The organism is Pontibacter sp. HJ8, from assembly GCF_054824225.1.
In genome coordinates this window covers 1-1,492 of record NZ_JSYF01000019.1, presented here as the reverse complement: position 1 = coordinate 1,492, position 1,492 = coordinate 1, and the positions used below count along the sequence as shown (strand labels likewise).

2 protein-coding genes are annotated in these 1,492 nt (G+C 51.2%); both read left to right on the top strand.

Annotation, left to right across the window (positions count from 1 at the left end):
- Positions 1-96 precede the first annotated feature (96 nt).
- A complete protein-coding gene (locus OB13_RS01020) occupies positions 97-519 on the top strand; it encodes an ArsI/CadI family heavy metal resistance metalloenzyme (protein WP_461488280.1) in 423 nt (140 codons plus the stop codon).
- Between the two features lie 207 nt (positions 520-726).
- The gene (gene sigZ / locus OB13_RS01015; RefSeq protein ID WP_461488279.1) at positions 727-1,359 is read left to right on the top strand and encodes an RNA polymerase sigma factor SigZ; all 633 of its coding nucleotides are present in this window, start codon (positions 727-729) and stop codon (positions 1,357-1,359) included.
- The last annotated feature ends 133 nt before the right edge of the window (positions 1,360-1,492 follow it).

The following is a 1,492-nucleotide window of genomic DNA, read 5'->3' as shown; positions in this document are numbered from 1 at the left end:
CCCATGAAAAAATATTTTCATGGGGCTGCGTCTTTTCCGGCATCGCTCCGTCATCCCGGTGTACATCAATCAAAACACCTAACCAGAGACAAAGCCATGAAAAGATTTCACGTAAACGTACGCGTCAGCAACCTGCAGGAGTCCATCAATTTTTATACCGCCTTATTTGCAGCAGAGCCTACCGTCCGCAAAGAGGATTATGCCAAATGGATGCTGGAAGACCCACGCCTTAATTTTGCCATCTCGCTGCATCCCGAAAATGCAGGTATAGAACACCTGGGCATACAGGCCGAAAGCGAAGAAGAACTGGCGCAGGTATACGGTCGCCTGAAAAAAGCCAAAGGCGCTATACGGGAAGAAGGCAAGTGTACCTGCTGCTACGCTAAATCAGAAAAATCCTGGATCACAGACCCGCAAGGAGTGGACTGGGAGGCATTTTATACCTTCGGAGCATCAACCCTGTATGGGGACGGCGCAAATGCCCGTCCGTCACAAAATGAAAAAACAACTGCCAGTTAGTATAGCATCAAACTACCCGATCAGTCCGCCGTGGGTCCAAGCGATCTGCGGCGGATGTGTTTGGGAGGAGGCCTGGCTTCTTTTTATTAGCAGGAAGGACGGTCCGCAGCCTGATTTTTCAAAGGTCCCATGATTGAATGCTGGCCGTTTTTTTATAAATTGATTAACTTATAGATGCCGCTGAGAATATCTCCAATCAAGGCTGTTATGGAAAACAAAAGCTGCCAAACCTGTTCGGGTACTGCTATCGCCACAATCGTCGACACTTGTGCTACCGTGGCACCGATTTTTCTGCAGTACGAGGCCAAACTCAAGGGCTTTGTGATGAAGCGTGTCAAAGAAAAAGACGAGGCCAACGATATCGTGCAGCAGCTGTATGTGAAACTCTACAAGCACTGCGAACAGCTGCAGGAGGTGCGCAACGTAAGTGCCTGGCTCTACCAGATCACGCGCAACGCCGTGTACGACTACTACCGCGAACAGGGGCGAAGTATACCTCTGGCCGATGAGGGCCAGTTCAACGAGCAGCTACAGCATGAGCCGGAGCAACAGGAAATGGAAAACCTGGTATTGCCGTTGTTGAAAATGTTGCCCCCAGAATACGCCGAGCCGCTCCGCCTGAGTGAACTGGAGGGAGTCAGCCAGAAAGAGATCGCGGATCGCCTGGGGATGTCTTACTCGGGAGCCAAATCACGGGTGCAGCGTGGTCGCGAGAAACTGAAGGAGCTCTTCCTGGAGTGCTGTCACCTGGAACTCGACCGCCAGGGCAACCTGGTGAGCGCTACCGCTAAAGAAAGCTGCAGGCCGTTGCAAGTGCAGTTAGGGAAGGAGGTTTTGTAGTTGCGGTTATACCGGTATGTTAGAGAATCCATACTCTTTCTTCTGGTACGAGCTTGTAGCCTGCATTCTGCTTAGCTGTGTAGCTAGGGCTTCTTCAGGTTTCAACCTGACGTTGTTGCATCGCTTCGCCTGG